The following is a 4,130-nucleotide window of genomic DNA, read 5'->3' as shown; positions in this document are numbered from 1 at the left end:
TTCTAATACTATCTTGGTCTTTTCTTCGGCACTGAAATTCCGAAACTGTTTCTTAGTCATTCTTACCTCTTAAGTTATTTGGTCTATTCTAACTTATTACCAAGCAAACCTAACTATTTTTTTGTTCAGTTTTTTCAGGCCATTATACAACTTATCATGGATATTTTAGAAGACGAAGCTAGCATGGGACGAGCATATTCAATTAATGCTTTTTGCGAGGCATTTGATGGAGAGAAAGGACTTGGTAGTAAAGACTCTATCAAATCAAGGATCAAGGTTTTAACTAGGAAAGGTTATATAAAGTTTTTTAAAAATACTACTGATTATGGACTTGGTAAATGTACCTCTAATTATGGTCTGATGTGTTTTAAAAATATGCAGTTAGTTAAAAAACGTGGCGGCAGCAAAAAAGTATTACCTACTCATTATTTGCATCATGAATTTGAAGAACTATACCCTGTGGAAAATCAAGAATTTTGGGTCATACATGATAAAAAAATAGACACTGAAGAATTTGACTATATTCAAGTTAGGAATGAAGTTTGTACAACTTTAAGACCTTAAAACCCTTTTAATGACAAGGTTTTCTGAGGTTAAGATTTTAAGTTAGGAATCAAGTTGAGGTATTTTCCCTAATTTGAAATTCACGCAAGCTAAAAAAAGCCGTAAAACATGCTATACTATAAGGAAAATTCAAGTTAGGGATCAAGTTGAGGTAACGTTCCACAACTATCCTAACTTAAATTAAAAAAACCATAAAAATCAATAACTTATAGGATTTTTAAGTTGAGGGAAATAAGTCGGTAAAAAATCAAGTTAGGAATCGCTGAAAGCCTTAAGTTAAAAGGGATTGAGCGAGGTAATTCAAGTTAGGAAAATAACACCTATACTATATATAGTATATAGGACTATAAAAGTCCTTATAGCTATAGTATAGGATTTTGCGTGCGTGGTGGATCATAAACCATGTTAAGCAATAACTATAAAATCAAAGGTACAAAAATGATGGAAATAAATAAACAGGACAAAAGACCGATAGCCAAATTTTATCGCTGCTATTTGGAAGATATAAAAAACGGCATCGGCTTAAACAAATGTCGTGGCATCAATGAAGAGCAATTTAGAGCGGCTGACAGGATAGCTTGCAATTACGAGCGTACTTTTGCAGGTAACGGGACCAGTAGCATCATTAAAATTGAAAATATCAAGCAAACCAAAAGCAGTTATAACACCACAAAGCTTGAATCACAAATTGATGCTCTGCATAAGCACAAGCTAGTATTCTCACGGCTAAATCAAAAATCACAAGAGATTATCGAACATTTTTGCTTAAATGAGCTACCTGTAAGACAGTTTGAACTGAAGCAAATCCCGCAATGGATCAAAGGCACAGGTACAGCACGCTTGCGTGAAGCACTTGATGATTTAGCTGAGATTTATAAGAATTTACCGAGGTAAAAACATTAAATTGGTTACTAAAATAAAATAATTTTAAAGGTTGTTTGGCTTAAGAAAAGGCATACATAATAAAAATTGGTTACTGTTATAAACATGTCCCTTTACCCCTATTGCTATGCGGTAAACCGAATGATATAATGATATGTAAGAATGAAATTAGTAGAGATAAAGGCAAGGAGCAGATATGGCAATAATTAGAGAAGAAGTTAGTAATAGTGACTTAGAGCAATTACTACCACCGATAGTGATTAATGCAAATAAAGATGATATCGAAGCAGTAACCACAGCTGGGTTTGATAGCGTAACTTTTGTAGTGCTGGTCGGAGCTTCAGCGGGTCAGTTAAATAATAATCGGTATGTACAAATTAAGCTGCAACACGGGGACAGCCAAGACGCTAATTTTGTAGATTGCACTGATGAGGAAGTAGTTAGTAACGAACAGAATCACGGCAATATACTTGAACTAAAAGCAGCTCCTGATATTAATACAAGATTTATGATGGGTTATATTGGCGCTAAGAATTATGTTAGACCCGTAATAACCGTAACTGAAGAATTCGGCAACCAAGGTGTTGTAATAGGGATTGCTGCTTTGTTACAAGGTCCTAAATATAGACCGGTTGGAGTGAATTAGACAATGAGTTTTATTATCAACATCAACAGTAATATCAAGCATCTAGAGCGTTATATGAATGACCTTGAGAGAAAGCAATTACCATTTGGTACGTCGCTGGCTTTAAACAAAATAGCCTTGTTATCACAAGAAAATATTTGCAAAGCCATTCCATAATAAGAAAAACTAGCATATAGATTAGGCCATATTTTCATTATTTCCGGCTTAATAAGAAGTTTTCTAATCGCCGATGCTGCTTTTCGTGAGATTTTATGATTATCAGAAAATATATGATGGATGATATATCTTACATCATAAGGAGTACCGAATTCAGCTATTTGATCTAATGCGTTAAGGTGATCCTTTGCCTTTATTTTTCCAAAAAATCTAATCTTCGTATTTAACACCAGTAACTGCTTATATACTATTTTTGAATTCATAATCTAATTATTTCTTAAACGGTTTAATAGGTTTACAATAAATTTTTGCAGCATCAACAGAGACCAATTCTTTTTCCGGATAACGAAGTGCGGTAAGTTTACCTCCAAATACACATCCTGTATCAATATTTATAGTATTATTAAGCCACCGTGCTTCAGAAACAGGGGTATGACCATAAACAATCAGCGTATTGCCTTGATATTCTTGGTCCCAAGGATAGCGAAGCGGTAAACCAAACTCATCGATTTCACCGGTGGTTGCACCATACATACAAAATTTACTTATTCGCTCAGAACTACGCCCTAGATCTTTTTCTTTAATGCCGGCATGTGCTACTGCTAATTTTTCATCATCTAATATGTAATAGCTATCTAATTTTTCTAAAAATTTTAGAACAGATGCTTTAAATTCTGCTGGCTCGTTTTCTAATTGCTCAAGTGTTTCCTGAAGCCCATGAGCAATAACAACATTTCGCCCTTGAAGTTTTCGTTTTAGTTTATCATCATGGTTACCGTTAACACAAAAAGCAATAGATGAGGAAACACTATCCATTACTAAGCGTAATACCTCCGGTGAGTTTGGACCTCGATCTACTAAATCCCCTACGAAAATAATTCGTCTTCCTTGAGGATGAGTAATAATATATTTATTACCTTTTTTAATTCTATAACCGAGCTTATCTAATAAGTTTTTTAACTCATCAAAACAACCATGTATAGTAAATCATATAGTATTAGGTGCAATAATAAGATAATATACAAGGAAAAATGTCAACAAGTCCATATAGTGAAGATTTAAGGAAGAAAGTAATAAATTACCTAAAGAAAGGAAGGAGCCAAAAGGAAGCATCAGAAGTTTTTGGGATACATAGGAATACGATAAGTCGATGGAATAAGAGTTATAGCGAGACAGGTACTTATGCTGCTAAGGAGCGCTTAGGTTACAAAAGTAAACTAGATTATCAGAAAATTGAATTATTTGTTAAGAATAATGCGGATATTAAATTAGCAAATATCGGGGTTCAATTTGGTATAAGTAAAGGCCATGCTGGACTAATACTGAAGAAGCTAGGATTCAGCTATAAAAAAAGCCTTCACCTACTTGGAGGCAAATGAAGGAAAGCGAGCCGAGTATGCGGAAACAATAAAAGATATATCTAGTGAGAAGCTTGTGTATATAGATGAAAGTGGAATAGATATAAGTATTTGTAAAGATAGAGGATGGGGATTAAAGAATAAAAAGCTTATTGGTAAGAAGAGCGGTAAGTATTATCAGAGAACGAATATTATAGCAGGTTTGAATATGAATAAACCTATAGCTCCTATGGTATTTAATGGTACATGTAATACTGAATTATTTGAAGCTTGGGTAGAGCAATTTTTGATTAAAGAATTGAAAGCCGGACAATTTGTAGTGATGGATAATGCTGCATTCCATAGATCTCAAAAAACTAAAGATTTAATTGAATCTGTTGGCTGCAAAGTAATTTTTCTACCGCCATATTCACCGGATTTAAATCCGATAGAAAAATTCTGGGCTAATATGAAACGATGGATTAAGAATAAAATTACTGAATTCGCAAACTTGTACGAAACTTTAAAAAAGTTTTTTACTGCAC

7 protein-coding genes are annotated in these 4,130 nt (G+C 33.7%); 5 read left to right on the top strand and 2 right to left on the bottom strand.

Features of this window, described 5'->3' with window-relative positions; translation table 11 throughout:
* Positions 1-78: 78 nt before the first annotated feature.
* The 3 genes from AC1Z7D_RS06230 (at position 79) to AC1Z7D_RS06220 (ending at position 2,092) form a co-directional block, all read left to right on the top strand.
* The gene (locus AC1Z7D_RS06230; RefSeq protein ID WP_482602921.1) at positions 79-564 is read left to right on the top strand and encodes a hypothetical protein; all 486 of its coding nucleotides are present in this window, start codon (positions 79-81) and stop codon (positions 562-564) included.
* A gap of 402 nt (positions 565-966) precedes the next feature.
* A complete protein-coding gene (locus AC1Z7D_RS06225) occupies positions 967-1,458 on the top strand; it encodes a hypothetical protein (RefSeq protein WP_482602919.1) in 492 nt (163 codons plus the stop codon).
* A 184-nt stretch (positions 1,459-1,642) separates the two neighbouring features.
* The gene (locus tag AC1Z7D_RS06220; RefSeq protein ID WP_482602917.1) at positions 1,643-2,092 is read left to right on the top strand and encodes a hypothetical protein; all 450 of its coding nucleotides are present in this window, start codon (positions 1,643-1,645) and stop codon (positions 2,090-2,092) included.
* 50 nt (positions 2,093-2,142) lie between these two features.
* On the opposite strand, the gene AC1Z7D_RS06215 is transcribed toward AC1Z7D_RS06220, so the two are convergent.
* Both AC1Z7D_RS06215 and prpE read right to left on the bottom strand, forming a co-directional pair.
* Positions 2,143-2,511 carry a hypothetical protein gene (locus AC1Z7D_RS06215; RefSeq protein WP_482602915.1) on the bottom strand — a complete coding sequence of 123 codons (369 nt, stop codon included), beginning with the start codon at positions 2,509-2,511 and terminating at the stop codon, positions 2,143-2,145.
* Positions 2,512-2,518: 7 nt separating this feature from the next.
* A complete protein-coding gene (gene prpE / locus AC1Z7D_RS06210) occupies positions 2,519-3,229 on the bottom strand; it encodes a bis(5'-nucleosyl)-tetraphosphatase PrpE (RefSeq protein WP_482602923.1) in 711 nt (236 codons plus the stop codon).
* 50 nt (positions 3,230-3,279) lie between these two features.
* Here prpE and AC1Z7D_RS06205 point away from each other — a divergent pair, with 50 nt between their 5' ends.
* Positions 3,280-3,627 (top strand): helix-turn-helix domain-containing protein, encoded by a 348-nt coding sequence (locus AC1Z7D_RS06205; RefSeq protein WP_482602913.1) that lies wholly within the window; start codon positions 3,280-3,282, stop codon positions 3,625-3,627.
* On the top strand, positions 3,614-4,130 hold a 517-nt coding region (locus AC1Z7D_RS06200), incomplete at its 3' end, for an IS630 family transposase (protein WP_482602911.1). The genes AC1Z7D_RS06205 and AC1Z7D_RS06200, both read left to right, overlap by 14 nt.

The sequence above is a fragment of the Rickettsia sp. genome (assembly GCF_965035265.1).
Note: the sequence above shows the minus strand (reverse complement) of the source record. Positions and strands in the feature narration are given on the sequence as shown.